Raw genomic sequence first — 24555 nt, forward strand, 5'->3', positions numbered from 1 at the left:
CATCAGCAAAAGCACTGTCAAGGAAAAGAAGCGTCGAATCATCATGCTCCAAATTTGGGCACGGATTCGACGAGCTGCCAACTATTTTTTGGTTGCAAATCGCTAAAGAATTGGTCAGAGGCGCTGCCGTTGGGCTCTAGAGCCGCCGACCTATGCCCCTTATACCGATGGTGCAGGCGAAGGAAGAGGCATAAACGGCAAACGGCCGGCGGATCGCTCCGCCGGCCGTCTGCTTTACCGAATGTATCCTGATTGCCGGTTGGGCGATCAGGCGGCCTTGTTGCGGCCGGCCACGATTTCGTCGGTGACGTTGCGCGGCACCGGCTCGTAGTGGCTGAACTCCATCGAGTAGGACGCACGGCCCGAGGTCATGCCGCGCAGCTGGCCGATGTAGCCGAACATTTCGTTCAGCGGGACATTGGCCTCGACGGCGATGTTCGAACCACGCTCCAGCTGGCCCAAGACGGTGCCGCGACGACGGTTCACGTCGCCGATGACGTCGCCCAGGTAATCCTCCGGCGTGACGATCTCGACCTTCATCACCGGCTCCAGCAGGATCGGACCGGCCTTCGGCAGAGCCTCACGGAAGCAGGCCTTGGCGGCGATTTCGAACGTCAGGGCGTTCGAGTCGACGTCGTGGTACTTGCCGTCCACCAGGCGGGCGCTGAAGTCGACCGTCGGATAGCCGGCGAGGACGCCGTCTTCCTTCTGCATCTCCAGACCCTTGCCGACCGACGGGACATATTCGCGCGGAACCGAACCGCCGACCGTCTCGTCCTTGAAGGTGAAGCCGGCGCCACGCTCCAGCGGCTCGAAGATGATCTTCACTTCGGCGAACTGGCCCGAACCACCGGTCTGCTTCTTGTGGGTGTAGGTGTATTCGACCGGCTTGGTGATCGTCTCGCGGTAGGCGACCTGGGGCTTGCCCATGTTGCCTTCCACGCCGAACTCCGTGCGCATGCGGTCCAGCGTCACTTCCAGGTGCAGCTCGCCCATGCCGCGCAGGATGGTCTGGCCGGTTTCACGGTCGGTCTCCAGGCGGAGCGACGGATCGGCGCGGACCATCTTGCCGAGCGCGATCGAGAACTTCTCCTGCTCGCCCTTGGTCTTCGGCTCGACCGAGACGCTGATGACGGGGTCGGGGAAGCGCATGCGCTCCAGGATGACCGGGTGGGCGGCGTCGCAGAGCGTGTCACCGGTCTCGGTCTCCTGCAGGGAGACGAGCGCGATGATGTCGCCGGCGCGGGCTTCCTCGATCGGGTTGGCTTCCTTCGCGAACATCTCGACCATGCGGCCGATCTTCTCGCGCTTGCCGCGGGTCGAGTTCAGGATCGACATGCCCTTCGTCAACACGCCCGAATAGACGCGGATGAAGGTCATCGAGCCGTAGGTGTCGTTCAGCACCTTGAAGGCCAGCGCCGAGAAGGGCGCGTCGTCGGAGCTGAGACGCTCGCCGTTCGGGTTACCGTCCTCGTCCACCGTCTTGATGGCCTCGACGTCGGTCGGGGCCGGCAGCAGATCGACGACCGCGTCCAGAACCTGCTGGACGCCCTTGTTCTTGTAGGACGAGCCGCAGAGGACGGGCGTGAAGGCGCTGGTGATGGTGCCCTTGCGCAGGCAGGCGCGCAGCACGTCGGCCGACGGCTCCTCGCCCGACTCCAGGTAGGCTTCCATCGCCGCGTCGTCCTGCTCCAGGGCGGTGTCGACCAGCTCGGAACGCAGCTGCGGGATCAGCGCGATGTTGTCGAGGTCTTCCTTGACGGTCAGGTTCAGCTTCTCGGCGAGATCGTCGGTGATCTCCCAGATCTCCCACTTGGAGTCCTTGTCGTCCGAGAACCAGACATAGGCCTTCATCTCGATCAGGTCGACCATGCCGCGGAAGTTGTCTTCCGAGCCGAGCGGAACCTGGATGCAGACCGGGCGCGCGTTCAGACGCTGACGGATCATGCCGACGCAGCGCTGGAAGTTGGCGCCCGAGCGGTCCATCTTGTTGACGTAGCAGATGCGCGGAACGTTGTAGTTGTCCGCCAGACGCCAGTTGGTCTCCGACTGCGGCTCCACGCCGGCGACGCCGTCGAACACCACGACCGCACCGTCGAGGACACGCAAGCTGCGGTTCACTTCGATGGTGAAATCGACGTGGCCCGGGGTGTCGATGACGTTGATCTTCTTGTCGCGCCAGAAGGCCGAAACCGCGGCGGACTGAATGGTGATGCCGCGCTTCTGCTCCTGCTCCATATAGTCGGTCGTGGTCGACGTCTTCAGATCCTTCGTCTCGTGGACGTCGATGATCGTGTGCTTGCGACCGGTGTAGTACAGAATACGCTCGGTGGTCGTCGTCTTGCCCGCGTCGACGTGGGCGATGATGCCGATGTTCCGAATGTCAGACAGTGGCGTTTGGCGCGGCATGTTGCGGTTCCATTGCAGTAACGCGACAACCGAAGCGCGACCGTCAGGGTCGTCCGCTTCGGCGGCAGAGGTTGGTCGGGGTTTTACGGGCGATCTGTTAAGGCGTCATTAACATTCCGTAAACCGACAAGCAATTTGTCGGAATATTGAAGCGCGCGGCCCTCACAGCGTTCGGGCCACGCCGGCACACCCCAACCGAGGCTGCCGGGTCGCCCCGTTTCCGCCGCCTTATTTAGCAGCGGTGACCTGAATTTCAACGAGATACTCGGGCGCGGCCAGCTTGGCTTCCACCGTGGCGCGGGCCGGCGGATTGGCCGGGTCGACCCAGGCCTCCCACGCCTTGTTCATCGCGCCGAAGCTGGCGATGTCCACCAGATAGATCGTGGCCGACAGCAGCTTGCTCTTGTCACTGCCCGCTTCCGCCAGCAAGGCGTCGATCTGGGCCAGGATCTGGGCGGTCTGACGCTCGACGTCGGGCGTCGGCTCGTCGGCGACCTGACCGGCGAGATAGACCGTGTCCTTGTGGACGACCATCTGGCTCATGCGCGGTCCGGTGTGGAAGCGCTGGATCGACATGACGGAAAGACTCCGGGTTCCGGGTGGCTCGAAAAAGACCGGGGTACGTCTATGCCATTCGGGCCCTCGCGCGAAGCGAAAAATGCGCCTCATGCGCTCAGGGCTGACCCGCAGCGGTATCCTTCGCCAAAAGTGCGGCGAAACGCGCGGACGGAACCGCAAAATTGCGCACGGCCGGACCGGGCCCGGCGGCAACACCGACTCCGGCAACCGACCAGCCCTCGCCATTCGCCGTCCTCACCAGCAGCGGCCCGCCGCTGGTCCCGCGCGTGGCATCGCAATCGTGCACCAGCAGACCGGCGCTCGTCCCCAGGAGATGACAGTCGCGGTCGGCCATCAGGATCTGCGCCCGGTCCTGGCTGTAGCCGCCGAGCATCGCCGGCGTTCCCGGCGGCAGCTGTCCGGCACCGAGGGCCAGCGAGGGCACCGACTCCGGGGCAGGCTCCGACAAGGTCAGCACCGCCCAGTCGGCGGCGACCATCGGAGTCGCGGATGCGGGATCGTAGGCCGGATCGGTCGCCACCCGCGCCACCGTGACATGGCGGGTGAACTCCCCCCGGTCATAGCCGAACAGGACATGCAGGGAGGACGCCTGCAGGAAACGGCGCGTGCGCGGATTGAACAGGCAATGGCCGGCGGTCACCACCGTGCGCCGTCCGACCAGCGCCCCGGTGCAGCGGCCGGCCAGATTGGTCTGGACCCGGACGATGCTGCGCCAGGGTTCCGCGGTCGCATCCACCGGCGCCCGCCGGTCGCCGGGCCCGACGCCGGGTAACAGCGGCCGCTCGGCATGGACGGCGGGAGCACCGGCCAGCACCGCCAACGCGACGCCGGCTGCGACCATAAGGCCGCGGCCAGGCTTGCGCCAAGCCCATGCATGTTCTTGCTCCGTTTCCTTCAATCCCGTATCCTCCGCCGCATGGCGACGCTGATCATCACCGAAAAATCCAGCCAGGCGAAGGACCTGCGCGCGGCGCTGGGCGACCGCTACGGCCGCATCCTGCCGGCCGAGGGCCATCTGCTGCGGCTTGCCGAGCCGGACGAGGTCGATCCCGCCTGGAAGCGCTGGTCGCCGACCCTGCTGAAGCCGGACGGGCTCTTTCCCACCCGTCCCGACCAGGGCGGCAACAAGGCTGCGAAGCTGCAGGCGATCACCGCCGCTCTGCGCGCCTGCGACGAGGTTATCCTCGCCACCGACTGCGACCGCGAGGGCCAGTTGATCGGCCAGGAAATCCTGGAGCATGTCGGCTATCGCGGCAAGGTGCGGCGCGCGCTTTTCACGGCACAGGATCCGAAAACCCTGCGCGACGCCTTCGCCGCACTGAAGCCAAACGACTCCATGCGGCCTCTCTACGAGGCGGCGGTGGCGCGGCAGCAGGCCGACCAGATCTACAACCTGTCGCTGACCCGCACGGCGACCAAGACCCTGCTGGCCCCCGGCACACGCGGCGTCATTGGGATCGGCCGGGTGAAGACGCCGACGCTCGCCATCGTCTGCCTGCGCGAGCTGGAAATCCGCAACTTCAAGCCCGAGGATTATTTCGAGATCGTGGCGACCGCCACCGTGGCGGAGGGCAGCTTCCTGATGCGCCATGCTCCAGCGCCGAAGGACCGCATCAAGGACCGCGCCACCGCCGAGGCGATTGCCTGTGCCGCCGACAACCACCGCGCCCCGTTGACCGTCACGGTGGAGGAGAAGCGGCAGGCGCCGCCCAAACTGTACGACCTGCCCTCGCTGCAGAAGACCTGCGGCCAGCGCTGGGGCTGGACCGCCGACCGTACGCTGGCGGTGGCGCAGGAGCTGTATGACGGCGAGGGCAAGAAGCTCATCACCTATCCGCGCGCCGAGGCGCGCTACCTGTCGGAGAACCAGATCGCCGACGCGCCGGCCATTGTCGGCGCGCTGACCCGGCTGCGCGGCTTCGCCCATCTCGACGATCACATGGATGTTCGGCGGCCGGTGATCCGCAAGGGCAAGTCCGGCCATTTCTGCGACAAGGCGCTGGAAGGCGTGTCGCACCATGCGGTGATTCCGAACGTCAATGTGCTGGACGATCTGGAGTCGCGGCTGGTCAGGCTGACCGACGACGAAAAGCGGCTGTTCGCGCTGATCTGCCGCTCCTACCTCGCCGCGGTGATGCCGGATTACGAATATCGCCAGACCAGCGTGACCATGCCGGTTCCGGTGCCGACGCCCGAGGGGGCCAAACCGGTGGCCTTCCGCGCCGTCGGCCGCATTCCGCTGAAGCTCGGCTGGAAGGCCGCCTTCGGCTCCGCCGAATCCGATGGCAAGCCGGAGGAGGAGGTCGAGCAGACCCTGCCGCCGCTGACCGACGGCGAGCAAGCGACCCTGAGCGACCCCAAGGTGGAGGCCAAGCGCACGCAGGCGCCGCCGCGCTACAACGAAGGCACGCTGGTCGACGCCATGCAGAACGCCTGGCGGTTCATCGAGGATCCGGCTCTGCGCGACCGGCTGAAGGAGGCGAAGGGAATCGGCACCCCCGCCACCCGCGCCGAGGTGATCAAGGGGCTGCGCAAGCAGAACCTGCTGGGAGCCGACGGCAAATGGCTGGTGCCGACCCCGGCCGGCCTGCATCTGTTCGAAACCCTGCGCGCCGCCGCCCCGACCCTGGTCGATCCCGGCACCACCGCACTGTGGGAGATGAAGCTGGACGAGGTGGTGACCGGCCGCGCCGATTTCCGTCATGTCATCGACGCGATCGCCAGAGAGGCCGACCGGCTGATCGGCGCATTGGTCGGACAGCGCGGTGCCGCGCTGGATCTCGGCCTGCCCGCCGCCAAGGTCCGATTCACCCGCCGCGGCGCGAGCGGACGAAGCATCATGGCCACTCGAGGCGGCGGCGCTGTATCGGGCGATGTGACGAAACCTGTACGACGGCGACCCCGCAAGGTGGCGGCGCCCGCCGACGGGGACGTGGCGGCACCGAAACCGCGACGCCCCCGCAAGACCAAGGGAGCCGGCAGCGCCCCGTCCGCTGTCGCAGTGCCCGAAAGCGCGCCGGCGGAGGCATCGCCCATGCCGGAGTCGCGACGCCGCCGCGAACCGACCGAGCGCATGGTCGCCTTCGCCCGCAGCCTGGCGGAACGCAAGGGCATCGCCCTGCCCGACCCATGCCTGCGCGACTTCGATCAATGCCGCAGCTTCTTGGATCAGCACGCCCGCTGACAATCTCCGCAGCCGCGCTCACGGTTGCGGAGATTGTCACAAGATGCGCCACTTTGGCGGAAAGGATCGCTGGACTCCACCCGTCACACCGGCAATTCTTGTGGAACACACAATTATTGCTGAGCACTTTCCATGAGATTTTCCGGTCGGACATCGCGCACCGTCACCGCCGTAGCGCTGACCCTGGTCGCGACCGCTCCCGCGCTGGCCCAGGGCCTGCCGAACTACGGCGGCGCCAGCGTGACGCAATGCATTCCCTTCGCGAATTTCCAGCCGGTGTCCTTCACGGACCCGCCGAAGCTGAATTTCAGCATCGCCGGCGACAGCACGATCCACACGGTGACCATGGACACCGGGTCGGTCGGCGTGGCCATGTCCGCCACGAACATCCCCAACTACGAAAAGCTGAAGACCGCGCCGGGCGCCAAGCCGGGAACTCAGTTCCTGTCGAGCAGCAAGGTGCTGTGGGTCGGCACCTGGGTGCCGATGACGGTTACCCTGTACGACCGCGCCAACCAATCCGTCGCGACATCCGACGTCTTCATCCTGGGCGTGGAGAAGTCTGGGATCTGCGACAGCTACCAGACCGATCAGCAGATCTGCCCCGGACTGCCGGCCCCGGAAAAGCCGGTGCTGTATATGGGCGTCGGCTTCGGCCAGGAGGCGGATTTCCAGCCTCAGGGCACGCCGGACAAGAACGTCCTGCTGAACCTGCGCAGCGTGAACGGCCAGCCCATCGCCGACGGCACGCTGAACAAGGGCTACATCATCGGCCGCCAGGGCATCCAGGTCGGCCTGACCGCCGCCAACACCGCCGGCTTCCGCTTCGCCAAGCTGGAACCCTACGCGCAATATCCCGGCGACTGGATGATGCCGCGCGGATGTATCACGGTGAACCCGGATCAGAACCGGGACGCCAATGGTCCGATCTGCACGCCGGCGAACATCCTGGTCGACACCGGCATTCCGCAGAGCTACATGACGCTGCCCACCGCGATCCAGTTCGACAAGGTGGAGCAGACGGACCTGAGCGAGCCGACGAAGAAGGTTGGCGTGCTGGCGCCCGACACGTCGGTGGCCGTCCGGATTCCGAACGCCGCCGACCCGATCGCCACCGATGCCTTCATCGTTGGCGCCGGCGCACCGAACGAACCGGCGCAGGTGATCCCCTCCAGCACCGACACGCGCGCGCCCTTCATCAACACGGGCCGTCATTTCCTGCGGCAGTACCAGTTCCTGTACGACGCGAAGCAGGGCTATGTCGGCATGAAGGATCAGCCGAACCCCTGCGGCGAGCAGTGACCGGCAAGGGGGCGCCCCATCGGGCGCTCCCTGGCTTGCAGTCATAGGCGTGCGGGCATGAAAAAAGCCCCGGAAGGGGGCTCGGCAGAGGCGGGAATGGTGGGCGATGAGGGGATCGAACCCCCGACATTCTCGGTGTAAACGAGACGCTCTACCGCTGAGCTAATCGCCCGGACCTGAAAAACCATGCACTGAAATGCAAGCCGGCCGGGTGGTTGCCCGGCCGGCCGCACTATGCCCTGAACGGGCTGAAAACTTCAAGCGCGCTAAAACCTCACGCTCAGTTCAGAGCGTCCTTGAGGGTCTTGCCGGCCTTGAACTTCGGCTGCTTGGACGCCGGGATGTCGATCTTTTCGCCGGTGCGCGGGTTGCGGCCCTCGGTCGCGGGGCGCTCAGCCACCGCGAAGGTGCCGAAGCCGACCAGACGGACCTCATCGCCGTTCTTCAAGGATTCAGCGATGCTGTCGAACACGGCGTCGACGGCCTTCGTGGCGTCGGTCTTGGACAGACCGGACGCTTCGGCAACATGCGCCACGAGATCGTTCTTGTTCACGCAATCCCCCTTCGAAATTCAGCAAATACTGAAAGACAAAAGCCGCCCCAGGACTTTTCGTCCACGACTTTTTGGAAGCAAAGGATAAGCACAGCGTTTGCCGCCCGTCAATTCCCGACGGGCGGCAAAGCTCCTCTTGTCCCAAAAGTCGACTGTCCGGCGACGGCTACGATCAGATCATGGCCGTTCTGGCCCCGGATCAGTGACGCAGGACCTCGCCGTCGGCACCCTTCTCCTGGGCCTTTGCCGCGGCCGGATCGACCTCGGGCTCGGTCCACTCGATCGGCTCCAGCGGACGGACCAGCGCATTGCGCAGCACCTCGTCAACCGTGCCGACGGGCATGATCTCCAGCCCGCGCTTCACGTTGTCGGGGATGTCCGCCAAATCCTTCTCGTTGTCCTTCGGGATCAGCACATGCTTGATGCCGCCACGCAGAGCGGCCAGCAGCTTCTCCTTCAGTCCACCGATGGGAAGGACCCGGCCGCGCAGCGTGATCTCGCCGGTCATCGCCACGTCCTTGCGAACCGGAATGCCGGTCAGCACCGAGACGATGGAGGTGGCCATGGCGACACCGGCCGACGGACCGTCCTTCGGCGTGGCGCCTTCGGGAACGTGGACGTGGATGTCCTTCTTCTCGAACAGCGTCGGCTTGATGCCGAAGGCGACAGCGCGCGACTTCACGTAGCTTTCGGCCGCCTGGACCGATTCCTTCATCACGTCGCCCAGCTTGCCGGTGGTGGTGACGCGGCCCTTGCCGGGCAGGCCGACGGCCTCGATCGACAGCAGCTCGCCGCCGACCTCGGTCCAGGCCAGACCGGTGGTGACACCCACCAGATCCTCCAGCTCCGCCTCACCGTAATGGAAGCGGCGGACGCCAGCATACTTGTCCAGGTTGCGGCGGGTGACCGAAACCTTGGCATTGCCGCCCTTCAGCAGGATCTCCTTCACCGCCTTGCGGCAGAGGTTGGCGATCTCGCGCTCCAGCGACCGGACGCCGGCTTCCCGCGTGTAATAGCGGATCAGGTCGCGCATCGCGTCGTCGGAGATGGTGAACTCGCCCTTCTTCAGGCCGTTCGCCTCAATCTGCTTCTCGATCAGGTGACGCTTGGAGATCTCGACCTTCTCGTCCTCGGTATAGCCGGCGACGCGGATGATCTCCATGCGGTCCAGCAACGGCTGCGGCATGCGCATCGTGTTGGCCGTGCAGACGAACATCACGTCGGACAGGTCGTAATCGACCTCCAGGTAATGGTCGTTGAAGGTGCCGTTCTGCTCCGGATCCAGGACCTCCAGCAGGGCGGACGACGGGTCGCCGCGCCAATCGGCGCCGAGCTTGTCGATCTCATCCAGAAGGAAGAGCGGGTTGGAGGACTTGGCCTTCTTCATGCCCTGGATGACCTTGCCGGGCATCGAGCCGATGTAGGTGCGGCGGTGACCGCGCACTTCCGCCTCGTCACGGACGCCGCCCAGCGACATGCGGACGAAGTTGCGGCCGGTGGACTTGGCGATCGACTTGCCGAGCGAGGTCTTGCCGACGCCGGGCGGGCCGACGAGGCAGAGGATCGGGCCCTTGACCTTGTTCATGCGGTTCTGGACGGCGAGATACTCAAGGATGCGCTCCTTGACCTTCTCCAGACCGTAATGGTCGGCGTCCAGCACCTTCTGGGCCAGCTTCAGGTCGCGCTTCACCTTGGTGCGCTTCTTCCACGGAATGGACAGCATCCAATCCAGATAGTTGCGGACCACGGTGGCTTCCGCCGACATCGGGCTCATCGACCGCAGCTTCTTCAGCTCGGCCAGAGCCTTCTCGCGGGCTTCCTTGGAGAAGCGCGTCTTGTTGATCTTCTCTTCCAGCTCCGCCGATTCGTCGCGGCCATCCTCGGTCTCGCCGAGTTCCTTCTGGATCGCCTTCAGCTGCTCGTTCAGATAGTACTCGCGCTGGGTCTTCTCCATCTGCCGCTTGACGCGGTTGCGGATGCGCTTTTCCACCTGCAGCACGCCGATCTCGCCTTCCATGAAGGCATAGACCCGCTCCAGACGCTCCGACACGGTGGCGCATTCCAGCAGCTGCTGCTTTTCCGGAATCTTCAGCGCCAGATGCGAGGCGACGGTGTCGGCCAGCTTGCCGGCTTCCTCGATCTGGTTGATCGAGACCAGAACCTCCGGCGGGATCTTCTTGTTCAGCTTGATGTACTGCTCGAACTGGGAGACGACGGCGCGACTCAGCGCCTCCAGCTCCTGGTTCTCGCCGGTCTTTTCCTCGACCAGTTCGGCCTGGGCCTGGAAGAACTCCTCATTGTCGGCGAATTTGGTGATGGCGGCGCGCTGGCCACCTTCCACCAGCACCTTGACGGTCCCGTCCGGCAGCTTGAGCAACTGCAACACGGTGCCGACGGTGCCGACGCTGTAGATGTCGGCCGGAGTCGGATCGTCCTGCGCGGCGTTCTTCTGGGTGACGAGCAGGATCTGCTTGTCATCCTTCATCACGTCTTCCAGCGCGCGCACGGACTTCTCGCGCCCGACGAACAGCGGCACGATCATGTGGGGGAAGACCACGATGTCGCGCAGCGGCAGGACCGGGTAGAGGGCACCACGGGAGAGTTCGATCATGGGCAGGGCCTCAATGAATGGATCGCCGCCAGCCCGGAATGGGCCTGACACGGCCCCCGCCTCGGGCTGAGCGCGGGGATCGCCTACGGCACCGGACTAACGTGGCACACGGCCATGCGCCCTTCAAGGGGCTGCGACCGTCTTCCCGCCGTTTCCGCAAGGTGAAACGGCCGTTTGGCCGGCCAAGGCCACCTTTGCTCCCCTTTCGGGCGGCTTAATGGGCGGTTAGGGCCGGTTTTGCCCCCCTTCGGCCACCCAAACAGAAGCTTCGCGGCCTCATTCACCCTGTCAGCGGAAGTCGATCCGCTCCATCGGCTCTGGAGGGTCGACGATTCGGCATGGTCAGTCCGCACGCCATGCGCCAATCGCAACGGAAAGTGGGCTAAAAAGAAAAAGGGGCGCCGAAGCGCCCCTCTCATCGTCCCGCCGCAAAGAGTGCGACGGCCTGTCGTCCGATCAGGCCCCTGGCGCTTCGCTGCGCCGTTCGGCATGGACGTAGAGCGGCTTGGCGCGCCCTTCGACCACTTCCTTGTTGACCAGGATGCTTTCGATGCCGGTCAGGCCCGGCAGGTCGAACATCGGGTCGAGCAGGATGGCCTCCATGATCGACCGCAGACCGCGGGCGCCGGTCTTGCGGGCAATCGCCTTGTGGGCGATGGCGCGCATGGCGTCCTCGGAGAACTCCAGATGGACGTCCTCCATCTCGAACAGGCGCTGGTACTGCTTGACCAGGGCGTTCTTCGGCTTGCTGAGGATCTCGACCAGCGCCGCCTCGTCCAGGTCGGACAGGGTGGCGAGCACCGGCAGACGGCCGATGAACTCGGGGATCAGGCCGAACTTCAGCAGATCCTCGGGCTCGACCTCGTGCAGGATCTCACCGGTGGCCCGCTCATCGGCGGAGCGCACATCGGCGCCGAAGCCGATGCTGGTGCCCTTGCCGCGCTGGGCGATGATCTTGTCCAGGCCGGCGAAGGCGCCGCCGCAGATGAACAGGATGTTGCTGGTGTCGACCTGCAGGAACTCCTGCTGCGGATGCTTGCGCCCGCCCTGCGGCGGCACGGAGGCGACGGTGCCCTCCATGATCTTCAGCAGGGCCTGCTGCACGCCCTCGCCCGACACGTCGCGGGTGATCGACGGATTGTCGGACTTGCGGCTGATCTTGTCGACCTCGTCGATGTAGACGATGCCGCGCTGCGCCCGCTCGACATTGTAATCGGCGGCCTGCAGCAGCTTGAGGATGATGTTCTCGACATCCTCGCCGACGTAACCGGCTTCGGTCAGCGTCGTGGCGTCGGCCATGGTGAAGGGAACATCGATGATGCGGGCCAGGGTCTGGGCCAGCAGCGTCTTGCCGCAGCCGGTCGGGCCGATCAGCAGGATGTTCGACTTCGCCAGTTCGACGTCGTTGTGCTTCGTCCCGTGGGCGAGGCGCTTGTAATGGTTGTGGACCGCCACCGACAGCACGCGCTTGGCGTAGGACTGTCCGATGACGTAATCGTCGAGCACCGCATGAATGTCGCGCGGAGTCGGAACCCCGTCGCGGGACTTCACGAGGGTCGTCTTGTTCTCCTCGCGAATGATGTCCATGCACAGTTCGACGCATTCATCGCAGATGAACACCGTCGGACCGGCAATCAGCTTGCGGACCTCGTGCTGGCTCTTGCCGCAGAAGGAGCAGTAGAGCGTATTCTTCGAATCGCCGCTGCTGGACTTGCTCATCGGTACTCCGTCATCTCGCGGGAGGCGTGATCCTCGAGGACCATGCCCGTTCGCGGCGCCCCCCGACGCCGGTCCTACTCAGGTTATCGCGGACGGCGTCCGCGACAAGGTCATGCGCCGTTTTGCCGACGCATCACAATCCGCATACCGGACATGCCACAAGGGGCTTCCCCTATGACCGGCCCCTATGACCGGATCGTGTCACTGCCATTCAACAACAGCGTCACGACCCGATCAACCCTTTGTTGGGAGGGCTTGGAAACCGCGGCTTACGAATGGTGATCGACGCCGGGGCGCTTCTCCACCACCTCGTCGATCAGACCGAAGGCCTTCGCCTCTTCCGGCGACATGAACTTGTCACGCTCCATGGCGGTCTCGATGGTGTCGAGGTCTTGCCCGGTGTGCTTGACGTAGATGTCGTTCAGGCGCGAGCGCAGCTTCAGGATTTCCTGGGCCTGGATTTCAATGTCCGAGGCCTGGCCCTGGGCGCCGCCCGACGGCTGGTGGATCATGATGCGGCTGTTGGGCAGCGAGAAGCGCTTGCCCGGCGCGCCGGCGGCCAGCAGCAGCGAGCCCATCGAGGCCGCCTGCCCCATGCACACCGTAGACACCTGCGGACGGATGTACTGCATGGTGTCGTAGATGGCGAGGCCGGCCGAGACGTAGCCGCCCGGCGAATTGATGTAGAGCGCAATGTCCTTGTTCGGGTTCTCCGACTCAAGGAACAGCAGCTGCGAGCAGATCAGGCTGGCGACGGCGTCGTTCACTCCGCCGATCAGGAAGATGATCCGCTCCTTCAGCAGGCGCGAATAGATGTCGTACGCGCGCTCGCCCCGGTTGGTCTGTTCGATGACCATCGGGACCAGAGCATTCATCTTCGGCTCGAAGTCGTACATGTGTTCTTCCCTGCCCCCGCAGTTGGCTGAACCGGTGATCGTTGCCGGCACGGAACCACATATAGGAACCTTTGGGGGCGGATGGTAGTCCGCCCCCACTCCTTTCGGGGAGTTAGGCCGCCGCAGACTCGCTGCCTGCCTCGTCCTCGTCCTTGCTCAGCTCTTCGACGCTGACGGTCTTCTCGGTCACCTTGGCCTGATCCAGGATGTGGTCGACGACCTTGTCCTCGAAGATCGGGGCGCGGAGGTTCTCGAGCGCCTGCTGGTTCTGCTTGAAGAATTCGAACACCTGACGCTCCTGACCGGGGAAGCGGCGGGCTTCGTTGATCAGGGCGCGGTTCACCTCGTCCTGGGTGACCTGGATGTTGTTGCGGCGACCGACTTCCGACAGCAGCAGGCCCAGGCGGACGCGGCGCTCGGCGATCGAGCGGTACTCGGCCTTCAGCTCGTCCTCGGACTTGCTGGCGTCCTCGCCGGCGGTGCCGTTCTTCAGCTCTTCCTGCAGGCGGGCCCAGATGCCCTCGAACTCGATGTCGACCATGCCGGCCGGCACCTCGAAGGAGTGGGCCTCGGCCAGCTTGTCGAGCAGCTGGCGCTTCACGCGCAGGCGCGACAGGCCGTCATATTCGCCCTTGATGCGGTCGCGGATGGCTTCGCGCATCTTCTCCAGGCTCTCCATGCCGAACTCCTTGGCGAGTTCGTCATTGACCTCGGCCGGGACGTTCTTGCGCAGTTCCTTCACGTCGACCTCGAAGATCGTCGCGGCGCCCTTCAGGCGCTCATGCGGGTAGTCTTCCGGGAAGGTGACGTTGACGGTGCGGTGCTCGCCGACCTTGGCGCCGACCAGCTGCTCCTCGAAGCCCGGCACGAAGCGGCCGGCGCCCAGCTCCAGCGGGTAGTCCTTGCCGTCCATGCCCGGCAGGGCCTCGCCGTCGACGGAGCCCGCGAAATCGATCACGGCGATGTCGCCGGTCTCGGCGGCGCGGTCCTCGGTGACCGGGGCCTGGGTCGAGTGGGCGGAGGCCAGACGGGTGAGCGCCTCTTCCACCGACTCCTCGGTGACCTCGGCGACCGGCTTCTCCAGCTCGATGCCCGAGAAGTCGCCCGGCTCGACGTCCGGAAGCAGCTCGACCGCCATCTTGTAGGTGAGGTCGCCGCCGTCCTCGTACTTCTCGACTTCGATCTTCGGCTGAAGGGCGATGCGCAGGCCGCGCTCGCTCAGCGCCTGGCGCGAGCTGTCGGAGATGGCGTCCTCCAGCACCTCGGACAGCACGCCGCCGAAATAGCGCTGCTTGATCACGGTGACCGGCACCTTGCCCGGACGGAAGCCCGGCAGCTGGACCGTGCGGCGCAGCTCTTCCAGCTTGCCGTTCACCTTCTCTTCGATGTCCTTGGCGGAAATGACGACCTGAAATTCGCGCTTGAGGCCGTCGGTGCTGGTCTCGGTGATGTTCATCGGAACGAAAGCCTATCTCGTTGTTCCGGCCCGGCGGCGCCCGTCCGGGCGGCCCGAATCCGTGTTGTCCATGCGGTCCAAGGTGTTGCCATGGTGCGGGCGAAGGGACTTGAACCCATACGACCGAAGTCACTGGAACCTAAATCCAGCGCGTCTACCAATTCCGCCACGCCCGCGTTCATGGCAAAGGCAGCCGCGGCGGGTGCCGAAACACCCGCCGGACCGCCGGCGAAGTCCGGTCTATAGCACAGCGCGCCGGAAGCAAACAGGCAAAATGGCCCCACTCAAGAGAGTGAGGCCCGCTCTGTTCGCGTCAGCCGCCGGCCTTGCCCAGCGAGCGCACAGCCGACGAGGTGATGATGCGCCCTTCGCCGGTGTAGGCCTCGTGATTGGCGTCGATCTCGCCCAGCCGGTAGCGGTAGTTGATCATCATCCCCAGCGACTGCTTCAGCCCCTTGGCCGAGCGGTCGGCCAGCCAGTTCAACCGCTCCATCCGCGCGCCGTTGGTCAGGTGGAAATGCGCCACCGGATCCAGCGCCCGGGGGCGACCGTTGCCCTTCGCCTCCTGCACGCCGGTCAGGTAATGCATGCACAGCCGCATCAGCGGGCCGCGCAGGCGCTTCTGCAGTTCATCATCCTCCGCCCAGCCCGCACGGGAGAGAGCGCGGGCAAGCAGAGGCGATTCGTCGGTGCCGACGCCGCCTTTGGTGGGGGACTCGTCGTCGTCGGCCTGCTCCAGTTCGGTCAACCGTTCGGCGATGCGCTCGGCCTCCGTGTTGGTCAGCATGGCGTCGCCGTCGCGGTCCAGCGTCCGGTCGAACCAGCGGCGGAAACCGGGGATCGGCGACAGGGTGGCGTAGCACTTGATGTTGGGGAACTCGGTCGCCAGCCCGTCGACCACCCGCTTGATCAGGAAATTGCCGAAGCTGATGCCGGCGAGCCCGGTCTGGGCGTTGGAAATCGAGTAGAAGATGGCGCTGTCGGCGCTCTTGGGATCGCAGACGGGCGCGGTGGGGTCGAGCAGGGCCTGCACATTGTCCGACATGCCCTGGACCAGAGCCACCTCGACGAAGATCAGCGGCTCGTGCGGCATGCGCGGGTGGAAGAAAGCGAAGCAGCGCCGGTCCGAATCGAGCCGGTCCTTCAGGTCCTGCCAGCCGCTGATCTCGTGCACCGCCTCATACTTGATCAGCTTTTCCAGCAGCGAGGCCGGACTGTCCCAGGTGATGCGGTGCATCTCCAGAAAACCGACGTCGAACCACGCCCGCAGCAGGTTCTTCAGATCGTCTTCCAGCGCCTGCAGCAGCGGCTCGCCGCGCGCCATCTCCATCAGCTCGGCGCGCAGGTCGACCAGGAACTTCACCCCTTCCGGCAGGGCGTTGAACTGGGTCAGCAGCCGTAGGCGCGGTGGCTCCAGCGCCCGGCGCAGCGCCCGTTCGGCATGGCCGCGCGCCACCGGGTCGGCGGCGGCCTGGAAGGTCGTCATCGCATCCATCACCGCATCGCGGTCGACGTCGAAGTCGCGCGCGAGCATTACAAGGAAGTTGCGCCGTCCCTGCGGATCCAGCGCCAGATAGGTGCGGCCGAGCTGGGCGGCGCGGGCGCGGGCCGAAACCTCGCCGCCGCGCGATTCCAGGCAGGCTTCGATCTGCTCCTTGAGGCGCTCGGCGTCCTCCTTCGGCAGATGGGTGCGCGGCGGCGCGCCGACGGCACCGCGGGCCGACGCCGCGATCTCGCGCCATCGGGTGCGCAGATTGTCCAGCGCGCGGTCGAAGAAATTGGGCTGCGCGGCCGGGGATGGCGGCACAGGCTCCAGGATGGTGGTGTCAGGTGCGTCGCTCATGCCCCGGAGTCTGGCGTGCCGGGAGCGGCGCCGCAAGGGGTCGCGCGGACGCAGTCGTCAGGGGTACCGCTGACGCCGCTCTAGGCAGGCCTCAGCCCTGAGCCTTCAGCGCCTTCAGCACGCCGGGCAGCGCCCCCGCCAGATCGTCGGAGATCAGGCCGGGACCGAGCGCGCGTCCGGCTTCGCCATGCAGCCAGACGGCGGTGCAGGCGGCCTCGAACCCGTCCATTCCCTGCGCCAGCAGTCCCAGAACGATGCCGGCCAGCACGTCGCCAGTGCCGGCGGTCGCCAGGTCGGGCGGCGCGTTGACGTTGACCACGGCGCGGCCGTCGGGGGCGGCGACCACCGTATCCGCACCCTTCAGCACGACGACCGCGCCCGACCGAGCCGCGGCGGCCCGCACCCGCGACAGCTTGTCGCCGTCCATGCCGACCGAATCGCCGAACAGCCGGGCAAACTCCCCTTCATGCGGGGTGAGGACGCAGCGCTGGTCGAGCCGGTCGAGCAGTTCGTCGGCCGACTCGGCGAAGCTGGTCAGCGCGTCGGCATCCAGAACACAGGCCCGCCGGGCATCCAGCGCGGCCATCACCGCGGCGCGGGTCTGCCCGCCCCTGCCCGCCCCCGGACCGATCAGCACCGCGTTCTTGCGCGGGTCCTGCAACAGCCGGGCGAAAGTATCGGCATCCTCCAGCGGATCGACGATGACGCTGGCGCAACCGGCGGCATAGATGGGGAAGGCTTCCTGCGGGCAGGCGATGGTGACCAGTCCGGCACCGGCACGCAGGGCCGCGACCGAGGCCAGCCGGGCGGCACCGGTCATCCGTGCGCCGCCCAGCACCACGGCATGGCCGCGCGCATATTTGTGGCCGTCCAGCGCCGGCCAGGGAAAGCGATGATGCCACAACGACGGCTCGTTCACCGCGGTCTGCGGGGCGATGCTGTCCAGCACCCGCTCCGGAATGCCGATGTCGGCGACCACCACCTCGCCGCACAGGGTGCGGCCGGGCAGCAGCACATGGCCAGGCTTGCGGCGGAAGAAGGTGACGGTCAGCGCCGCTTGCGGAGCGGCACCAAGCACCCGGCCGCTGTCGCCGTGAAGGCCGCTCGGCACATCGACGGCAACGACGGTGCGGCCCTCCATCGCCTCGACGATCGCGCGGGCGAGGCCGTCGAGCGGCCGGGACAGGCCGGCGCCGAACAGCGCGTCGATGACCAGGGGGTTGCCCTTGAGGATGTAGGGATCGGCCGCCTCGATCGGGCCGGGCCAGCGCTCCGCCGCCACAGCGGCATCGCCGGTCAGGGCCGAGCGCGTGCCGAGCAGCGCCAGCCGCACCGGCCAGCCGGCCTCCAGCAGAAGCCGGGCGATGACGAATCCATCGCCGCCATTGTTGCCGGGGCCGCAGAGAACGGCGGTCGGATGAGGCGCCCAGCGCTCGCACACGGCGCGGACCACGGCGGCGCCGGCGGCCTCCATCAGGGCCGGGCCGGGCACCCCGGCGGCGATGGCCAGCTGGTCGGCCCGATACATCTCCGCGACGGACAGAAGCTCATCCATCCCCCACTCCCCCGACGCTGCCTTCCGTTGCGGGCGAACCTTCAAGAGCGAACTTGCACGCCCCCACTCTACCCGTGGGCTGCGTCTTTGCCCGGAAAGCACGATGCAGACAAGCATAAACGCCCGCGAAACGGCCAACCAGCCGTGCGGACGATAAGAAGAACGGATTTCCAGGGGAAAGAAAAGAGAAGATGGGGCGATGGATGGGACTCGAACCCACGACCACTCGGACCACAACCGAGGGCTCTACCAACTGAGCTACCACCGCCGCCGTCAGCGTTTCCGCCGTCGGGAGCCGCGTTATCCTCCAGCTCGGCTTTCCGGTCAAGCACCTTTTTCACGAAAAATGAAAAAACCTATTTCGGCTCCTCAAGGCCGCCTCAGCCGCCGGGCCGCAGCAACCGTCCTGCACCCGACAGCGCGGAGCGCTTGCACCACCTGCACAAATATTGTTCACTCCGCCGAATCCTTCGGCAGCCCCCTGCCCCATTGGACGGCACCCGACCGTCTTGTGACCAGCGTCGATGCCGCCGGATCGGATCGGCCGAATGTGGCACGCTCCATGCTTATCGTCGTCGCTGTCGGCAGTGCCGTGGACGGTGCCTGCCGGCGTTGGCACCTCGTACACGAGAGACCCATGAAGAAGATCGAAGCCATCATCAAGCCGTTCAAGCTCGACGAGGTGAAGGAAGCCCTTCACGAAGTCGGGATCAAGGGGATCACCGTCACCGAAGCCAAGGGCTTCGGCCGCCAGAAGGGCCACACGGAGCTTTACCGCGGCGCGGAATACGTCGTGGACTTCCTGCCGAAGGTGAAGATCGAGGTGGTGATGGAGGATTCCCTGGTGGAGCGGGCGATCGAGGCGATCCAGCAGGCCGCCCATACCGGCCGCATCGGCGACGGCAAGATCTTCGTCACGCCCGTGGAGGAGGTGGTTCGCATCCGCACCGGGGAGAAGGGCGCCGACGCGATCTGATCGCGCCCGGATAGCATCGTCCACCGGCTCCTTCCTTCAAACCGGCATCCTCCCGACCAGCATCCGCCAACATGCGCCGCTTTCCCCATCACCTCATGCCGGCCCCGGCCGCGCACCTTGCCGAACGGCCGATGGCCGCCTATGGCGAACGTGCGACTTTTTGGGTTGGCGCGTTGTGCGGGGAAGAAAGGCGTGAGATAACGTCCGCCGCGAGCGCCGCCCTCCGCCGCCAAGCCCCCGCAGGGGCCCGGGCAGCGGCTTGACGCAGCGGGATCCAACCCTCTTAAAGCGTGGAAAAAGAGACATGTCCGACATCAGCAAGGTCTTCGACCTGATCAAGGAACACGACGTCAAGTACGTGGACCTGCGCTTCACCGACCCGCGCGGCAAGCTGCACCACACGGCCCAGCACGTCTCGACCATCGACGAGGACGTGTTCGAAGACGGCATCATGTTCGACGGTTCCTCGATCGCCGGCTGGAAGGGCATCGAAGAGTCGGACATGATCCTGAAGCTGGACCCGACGACGGCCGTCATGGATCCGTTCGCCGCCCAGCCGACGCTGAACATCCTCTGCGACGTCTATGATCCGGGCACCGGCGGCGCCTATGCCCGCTGCCCGCGCGGCATCGCCAAGGCCGCCGAGAAGTACACCGCTTCGGCCGGCATCGGCGACACCGTCTTCTTCGGTCCGGAAGCCGAGTTCTTCGTGTTCGACGACGTCAAGTACTCCGTCGACATGAACAAGGTGTCCTACGAGTTCGCCTCGGACGAAGGCTCCTACTCCTCGGGCAAAGAGTATGAGGACGGCAACCTGGGTCACCGCCCGGGCACCAAGGGCGGCTATTTCCCGGTCGCCCCGATCGACAGCTGCAACGACCTGCGCGCCGAGATGCTGAGCGTCCTGGCCGAGATGGGCGTTCCGGTCGAGAAGCACCACCACGAGGTGGCCGCCGCCCAGCACGAGCTGGGCATCAAGTTCGACACGCTGGTCCGCACCGGCGACAACATGCAGTACTACAAGTACGTGGTGCATAACGTCGCCCACGCCTATGGCAAGACCGCGACCTTCATGCCGAAGCCGGTCTTCGGCGACAACGGTTCGGGCATGCACTGCCACCAGTCGATCTGGAAGGACGGCCAGCCGCTGTTCGCCGGCAACCAGTATGCCGACCTGTCGGAACTGGCTCTGTACTACATCGGCGGCATCATCAAGCACGCCAAGGCGCTGAACGCCTTCACCAACCCGTCGACCAACAGCTACAAGCGTCTGGTCCCGGGCTATGAGGCCCCGGTGCTGCTGGCCTACTCGGCCCGCAACCGTTCGGCGTCCTGCCGCATCCCGTACGTCGCCTCGCCGAAGGGCAAGCGCGTCGAGGTCCGCTTCCCGGATCCGTCGGCCAACCCGTACCTGGCCTTCGCCGCCATGCTGATGGCCGGCCTGGACGGCATCCAGAACAAGATCCATCCTGGCGACGCGATGGACAAGAACCTGTACGACCTGCCGCCGGAAGAGCTGGCGAAGGTCCCGACCGTCTGCGGCTCGCTGCGCGAAGCCCTGAACTCCCTGCGCGAGGACAACGAGTTCCTGCGCAAGGGCGACGTCTTCTCGCAGGACATGATCGACGGCTACATCGACCTCCGCACGGAAGAGATGATGGCCTTCGAGACCATGCCGCACCCGATCGAGTACAAGATGTACTACTCGGTCTGATTTGGTCCTCGAAAACACCGGGTCTTTCATCACTTCGGAAACGGAGGGTGTACCGGTCCGGTGTAACTGCGAAAATGGCTCCCCAAGGCGACTTGGGGAGCCTTCTTTCGTTTGGCTGCCGTCACCCCTGCGGCAATGCTGCCTGGCTTTTACAATTTCCAGGCTCGGGTTATCCGCCTACTCTCTTTTGACGCTTCCCCATTCAGCCTAGTCTTCCTAATTCGGCAGTATGGGAGGAGGCGCGTGCTCTATGGTGGCTGACCGGAGGGAATTGCGATGGGGTGGACGATCGGGGAAAGGCTGGCCGGCGCACAAGCAGTCAAGGCGCTGAAGCAAGGCGCCAGTCAGGGGGACATTTCCTTTTCGAAGCTATCGGGCATCGATCCTTCCGATGTCCATGCATTGCGGCACTTCACCCTGCTGTCCAGACTGCTGATCATCGTGCGCTGCCCTCCGCATGCGGCCTTGTCTTGGCACGGGACGATGCCGCCCAAGTCTTATGGCGCCAGCAAAAAGAAGGTGAAATCAAACGACAGCACAGGGATTGCCATTGATGACCAAGGGCGGATGTATGTCTCCGACTATGACCTCATGTCGATTTGCAGTGTCGGGGAAAATGGTGCGTGCAGCCGCATCCCAGTGACGGGCGCCAACCCCAACAAAGCATCTCAGATGTCCAAGCAGGCAACGGCACTGCTGACGGCCATAAACGCCCAGATGGTCAGCCGATTTCAGCATGGCTGTCAGGATGATTGGGACCACCCCGATAATCGGGGCGTAAAGGCGGACGACCGTTTTGCCGTGTTCAAATGCGGCAAAGCCCGCTACATCCCCAACCCTCATGAGATGGAAGAATTCTACCGTCGCCATGAAATCGACTGGCCCTATGATCGCAATGGCCACTACAAGCTGAGTTGGGGCGTGATCGGTCTGGCCTGATCCAGCCTTACCCGGGATCGGAGCCGTTCCATACACCGATGTCCGGCGGAGCGCATGCCGTCCGCTCGGCGCAATCGGCCTTCGCGCAATTGCAGGCCGGGAACAGGCAGCCGTCGCCGTTCAGGTCGGTCGCCCGCACCGCAAGGTCGTAGCGCACGCCGCGCATGATGGCTGGGCCGGCGGTGCTGTGGCGCTCGTAATGCTCGACGACATGGCGGACGCGGGTGAGCAGTTCGCGCCGTTGATCGTGTCCCGGGTCCATGCCTTCGCCCCCAATCGCCAGTGATTGCCGCCATGAACAGGGACGCCGGAGAGCCGCGTCCTGTTCCGGCATCCATGCGCAGTACGGCGCAAGAGGAACTCAACGCACAGGAATGATGCGGCGGCCCGACTGTTGCCACAGCAGTGATCAAGTTGGGTGACCAAGACGGGAGGGCAAGATGGATCGCGATAGGCTGCACCGCGTCGCCAAGGCACTGGGCGACGTCCGCCTTTACGAGAAGCACCACACCGGTGAGTTCATCACCATGCGCCTGCGCGACTCCCTGGCCGACAACCCCGGTTATGATGCGGCCGAGGTGGACAAGAAGTTGCTGGAGTTGGCACGGGTGGCGCTGGAGGCCGCCGAATAGTGGGGGCGGAGGGTGACGAAGCGGCGGACAGCCTGTTGGTGGGGATGAACCGAGCCAACAGAGGGAGAATGGCGCCATGGCCGAAGAGAAGACGCAGCAGAACGATCGTCCCGCCACCAAGCCGATTCCGGTGAAGCCGGCGGTCGAGCCGATGAGCGACAAGGACGAAGCGCCCCCGGGGACGCCGGGGACGGGCGAGAACATCGATCCGAAGACCGGCGAGACCTATGTGCAGGGGATCGGCGGGGCGTGACAGCAAGGCGTCGGTCGACGCCAACCCCAAAGAATAGGGCACAAACGAAAAGGGCCGGCTCACACGAGCCGGCCCTTTCGCTGTCATGCTGCCGGTGTCACGCCACGAAGGGCGGAAGCGCGGTGAAGTTGGCGGCCTTTTCGACGACCTGGCCGACGCGCAGCAGCGTCTCCTCATCGAACGGACGGCCGATCAGCTGCAGGCCGAGCGGCAGGCCGTCGGCGCCCAGGCCGGCCGGGACCGACATGGCCGGCAGGCCGGCGAGGTTGATCGGAACGGTGAAGACGTCGTTCAGGTACATCTGCACCGGATCGTCCATCTTCTCGCCGATGGCAAACGGCGTGCTGGGGGCGGTCGGCGTCAGGATGACATCGCAGCTCTTGAACGCTTCGTCGAAGTCCCACTTGATGCGCGTGCGCACCTGACGGGCCTTGTTGTAGTAGGCGTCGTAATAGCCGGCCGACAGCACATAGGTGCCGATCAGGATGCGGCGCTGCACTTCCTTGCCGAAGCCGGCGCCGCGGGTGTTCTCGTACATTTCCTTGAGGTTGCCGCCCTCGACCCGCAGGCCGTAACGCACGCCGTCATAGCGCGCGAGGTTGGACGACGCCTCGGCCGGGGCGATGATGTAGTAGGCGGCCAGCGCGTATTTGGTGTGCGGCAGGCTGACCTCGACCGGCTCGGCGCCGGCCTCCTTCAGCCAGGCGATGCCCTGGTCCCACAGCGCGGCGATCTCGGCCGACAGGCCCTCCACCCGGTATTCCTTGGGAATGCCGACGCGCAGGCCGCGGATGTCGCCGGTCAGCGCGGCGCGGAAATCCGGCACCGGCATGTCGACCGAGGTGGAGTCCTTCGGATCGAAGCCGCACATGGAGCGCAGCATGATCGCCGCATCCTCGACCGTGCGGGTCATCGGCCCGGCCTGGTCCAGCGAGGAGGCGTAGGCGACGATGCCCCAGCGCGAGCAGCGGCCGTAGGTCGGCTTGATGCCCACGGTGCCGGTGTAGCCGGCCGGCTGGCGGATCGAGCCGCCGGTGTCGGTGCCGGTGGCGCCCAGCGCCGCACGCGCGGCGATGACCGCGGCCGAACCGCCCGAAGAGCCGCCGGCAACGATCTTCTTTTCCCAGGCACCCGGCGCGCCGGGGCTCCACGGGCTGACCGTCTCGCCCTGATGGGCGGTGATGGTGGCGGAGCCCATGGCGAATTCGTCCAGGTTCACCTTGCCCAGCATGACGGCGCCGTCGCGCCACAGCTGGGAGGTGACCGTGGACTCATACTCCGGCTTGAAGCCGTCCAGGATATGGCTGCCGGCGGTGGTCGACACGCCCTTGGTGCAGAACAGGTCCTTCACCGCGATGGGCAGGCCGTCCATCGGACCGGCCGAGCCCTGCGCGCGGCGCTCGTCGCTGGCCTTGGCCATCGACAGGGCGGCGTCGGGGGTCTCGGTGATGAAGATGTTGAAGGGGCGCACGGCCTCGACCGCGCGCACATGCGCCTCGGTCAACTCGACCGCGGTGAAGTCCTTCTTGGCGAGGCCGTCCAGGGCCTCGGCCATCGTCAGATGCGTGAGCGCCGTCATCACTCGACCACCTTGGGCACGACATAGAAGCCTTCGGCCGTTTCCGGACCGTTCGACAGGACCTGCGCGGCGTAACCGCCGTCGGTGACCTCGTCCTTGCGGCGGCGCAGCTTTTGCGCAGCCACGCTGGTCATCGGCGGCACGTCCTTCGTGTCGACCTCGTTGAGCTGTTCCACGAAGGTCAGAATCTGGCTCAGTTCCCCGGCCAGGGATTCCAGTTCCTCGTCCGGCACCTTGATGCGGGCCAGATGCGCGATCTTGGCCACCGTGGCCTTGTCGAGCGACATGCCTCTACTCTCTTCCAAAACATTGGAAATCGGCCGCGAAGCTATCACCCGCGCACGCGCACCGCAAC

The 24555-nt window shown here is 65.6% G+C and carries 20 protein-coding genes and 3 tRNA genes; 7 read left to right on the top strand and 16 right to left on the bottom strand.

The window, feature by feature from the left end:
* Window positions 1-267 precede the first annotated feature (267 nt).
* The 3 genes from fusA to B9N97_RS21580 form a co-directional block, all read right to left on the bottom strand.
* A complete protein-coding gene (gene fusA / locus B9N97_RS21570) occupies window positions 268-2409 on the bottom strand; it encodes an elongation factor G (protein WP_085089785.1) in 2142 nt (713 codons plus the stop codon).
* A 228-nt stretch (window positions 2410-2637) separates the two neighbouring features.
* Window positions 2638-2985: a RidA family protein gene (locus B9N97_RS21575; RefSeq protein ID WP_014248117.1), complete on the bottom strand. Its 348-nt coding sequence runs from the start codon at window positions 2983-2985 to the stop codon at window positions 2638-2640.
* 97 nt (window positions 2986-3082) lie between these two features.
* Window positions 3083-3829 (bottom strand): trypsin-like serine peptidase, encoded by a 747-nt coding sequence (locus B9N97_RS21580; protein ID WP_244560830.1) that lies wholly within the window; start codon window positions 3827-3829, stop codon window positions 3083-3085.
* A 75-nt stretch (window positions 3830-3904) separates the two neighbouring features.
* Between B9N97_RS21580 and B9N97_RS21585 the strand changes: the two genes are divergently transcribed.
* Window positions 3905-6172, top strand: a complete 2268-nt coding sequence (locus B9N97_RS21585; protein ID WP_085090702.1) for a DNA topoisomerase — start codon at window positions 3905-3907, stop codon at window positions 6170-6172.
* A 132-nt stretch (window positions 6173-6304) separates the two neighbouring features.
* Window positions 6305-7474: a hypothetical protein gene (locus B9N97_RS21590; RefSeq protein ID WP_085089786.1), complete on the top strand. Its 1170-nt coding sequence runs from the start codon at window positions 6305-6307 to the stop codon at window positions 7472-7474.
* Between the two features lie 97 nt (window positions 7475-7571).
* Here the strand turns inward: B9N97_RS21590 and B9N97_RS21595 are convergent.
* The 10 genes from B9N97_RS21595 to B9N97_RS21640 all read right to left on the bottom strand — a co-directional run bounded on the left by B9N97_RS21595 (window position 7572) and on the right by B9N97_RS21640 (window position 18375).
* Window positions 7572-7646: transfer RNA gene (locus tag B9N97_RS21595), tRNA-Val, on the bottom strand.
* A gap of 108 nt (window positions 7647-7754) precedes the next feature.
* Window positions 7755-8027 (bottom strand): HU family DNA-binding protein, encoded by a 273-nt coding sequence (locus B9N97_RS21600; RefSeq protein ID WP_012974523.1) that lies wholly within the window; start codon window positions 8025-8027, stop codon window positions 7755-7757.
* A gap of 199 nt (window positions 8028-8226) precedes the next feature.
* Window positions 8227-10638 (bottom strand): endopeptidase La, encoded by a 2412-nt coding sequence (lon, locus tag B9N97_RS21605; protein ID WP_085089787.1) that lies wholly within the window; start codon window positions 10636-10638, stop codon window positions 8227-8229.
* 456 nt (window positions 10639-11094) lie between these two features.
* Window positions 11095-12357 (bottom strand): ATP-dependent Clp protease ATP-binding subunit ClpX, encoded by a 1263-nt coding sequence (gene clpX / locus B9N97_RS21610; protein WP_012974526.1) that lies wholly within the window; start codon window positions 12355-12357, stop codon window positions 11095-11097.
* 269 nt (window positions 12358-12626) lie between these two features.
* The gene (gene clpP, locus B9N97_RS21615) at window positions 12627-13253 is read right to left on the bottom strand and encodes an ATP-dependent Clp endopeptidase proteolytic subunit ClpP (protein WP_042688570.1); all 627 of its coding nucleotides are present in this window, start codon (window positions 13251-13253) and stop codon (window positions 12627-12629) included.
* A 112-nt stretch (window positions 13254-13365) separates the two neighbouring features.
* Window positions 13366-14709 carry a trigger factor gene (gene tig, locus B9N97_RS21620; protein WP_085089788.1) on the bottom strand — a complete coding sequence of 448 codons (1344 nt, stop codon included), beginning with the start codon at window positions 14707-14709 and terminating at the stop codon, window positions 13366-13368.
* A 91-nt stretch (window positions 14710-14800) separates the two neighbouring features.
* Window positions 14801-14885, bottom strand: a tRNA-Leu gene (locus tag B9N97_RS21625).
* A 137-nt stretch (window positions 14886-15022) separates the two neighbouring features.
* Window positions 15023-16552: a malonyl-CoA decarboxylase gene (locus B9N97_RS21630; protein WP_085089789.1), complete on the bottom strand. Its 1530-nt coding sequence runs from the start codon at window positions 16550-16552 to the stop codon at window positions 15023-15025.
* 91 nt (window positions 16553-16643) lie between these two features.
* On the bottom strand, window positions 16644-18107 hold the full coding sequence (locus tag B9N97_RS21635) for an NAD(P)H-hydrate dehydratase (protein WP_085089790.1): 1464 nt from the start codon (window positions 18105-18107) through the stop codon (window positions 16644-16646).
* Between the two features lie 192 nt (window positions 18108-18299).
* A tRNA-His gene (locus tag B9N97_RS21640) sits at window positions 18300-18375 on the bottom strand.
* A 369-nt stretch (window positions 18376-18744) separates the two neighbouring features.
* Here B9N97_RS21640 and B9N97_RS35725 point away from each other — a divergent pair.
* The 3 genes from B9N97_RS35725 to B9N97_RS21655 all read left to right on the top strand — a co-directional run bounded on the left by B9N97_RS35725 (window position 18745) and on the right by B9N97_RS21655 (window position 21736).
* On the top strand, window positions 18745-19083 hold the full coding sequence (locus B9N97_RS35725) for a P-II family nitrogen regulator (protein WP_012974531.1): 339 nt from the start codon (window positions 18745-18747) through the stop codon (window positions 19081-19083).
* Between the two features lie 304 nt (window positions 19084-19387).
* Entirely contained in the window at window positions 19388-20797 is a 1410-nt protein-coding gene (gene glnA, locus B9N97_RS21650; RefSeq protein WP_085089792.1) for a type I glutamate--ammonia ligase, read from the top strand.
* A gap of 276 nt (window positions 20798-21073) precedes the next feature.
* The gene (locus B9N97_RS21655) at window positions 21074-21736 is read left to right on the top strand and encodes a hypothetical protein (RefSeq protein ID WP_085089793.1); all 663 of its coding nucleotides are present in this window, start codon (window positions 21074-21076) and stop codon (window positions 21734-21736) included.
* Between the two features lie 7 nt (window positions 21737-21743).
* On the opposite strand, the gene B9N97_RS21660 is transcribed toward B9N97_RS21655, so the two are convergent.
* On the bottom strand, window positions 21744-21998 hold the full coding sequence (locus B9N97_RS21660; RefSeq protein ID WP_085089794.1) for a hypothetical protein: 255 nt from the start codon (window positions 21996-21998) through the stop codon (window positions 21744-21746).
* 178 nt (window positions 21999-22176) lie between these two features.
* Between B9N97_RS21660 and B9N97_RS21665 the strand changes: the two genes are divergently transcribed.
* Window positions 22177-22368 carry a hypothetical protein gene (locus tag B9N97_RS21665; protein ID WP_085089795.1) on the top strand — a complete coding sequence of 64 codons (192 nt, stop codon included), beginning with the start codon at window positions 22177-22179 and terminating at the stop codon, window positions 22366-22368.
* A gap of 76 nt (window positions 22369-22444) precedes the next feature.
* Entirely contained in the window at window positions 22445-22621 is a 177-nt protein-coding gene (locus tag B9N97_RS35730) for a hypothetical protein (protein WP_167393342.1), read from the top strand.
* A gap of 97 nt (window positions 22622-22718) precedes the next feature.
* Here the strand turns inward: B9N97_RS35730 and gatA are convergent, their stop codons facing one another.
* Together gatA and gatC are read right to left on the bottom strand one after the other, a co-directional pair.
* Entirely contained in the window at window positions 22719-24200 is a 1482-nt protein-coding gene (gene gatA, locus B9N97_RS21670) for an Asp-tRNA(Asn)/Glu-tRNA(Gln) amidotransferase subunit GatA (protein WP_085089796.1), read from the bottom strand.
* The gene (gatC, locus tag B9N97_RS21675; protein WP_014248134.1) at window positions 24200-24487 is read right to left on the bottom strand and encodes an Asp-tRNA(Asn)/Glu-tRNA(Gln) amidotransferase subunit GatC; all 288 of its coding nucleotides are present in this window, start codon (window positions 24485-24487) and stop codon (window positions 24200-24202) included. Before gatC ends, gatA begins: the two co-directional genes overlap by 1 nt.
* Window positions 24488-24555: the final 68 nt, after the last annotated feature.

The organism is Azospirillum oryzae, from assembly GCF_900177515.1.
Lineage (GTDB): Bacteria > Pseudomonadota > Alphaproteobacteria > Azospirillales > Azospirillaceae > Azospirillum > Azospirillum oryzae_A.